Genomic DNA, 251 nt, shown 5'->3' on the forward strand with positions numbered 1-251 from the left:
CAGGGTCCACTGACCCTGGGCGTTGGCCGTCACCTGGCCGACCAGAGTGGTGCCGTCGTAGATGCGCACCACGGCGTTGGCTTCGGCGGTGCCGTTGAGGGTCGGACGGGTATCGTTGGTCGGATTGCCGTTGATCACCGGGCCCTGGATCGTGCCGACGTCATCCACCACCGAGGTGATGACCGGCGCGCCCGGCGCGGTGGCATCAAGGTTCAGGGTAAAGCCCGCGGTCGGCAGGCTGGCGTTGCCCA

Annotated in this window: 1 protein-coding gene; it reads right to left on the reverse strand. The window is 68.1% G+C overall.

The features are described 5' to 3' along the window. Window positions 1-251: Ig-like domain-containing protein (locus tag V7Q49_RS21945; RefSeq protein WP_333855175.1), on the reverse strand; the 251-nt coding region annotated here is incomplete at both ends.

This window comes from Leclercia sp., from assembly GCF_036780805.1.
Taxonomy (GTDB): Bacteria; Pseudomonadota; Gammaproteobacteria; order Enterobacterales; family Enterobacteriaceae; genus Enterobacter.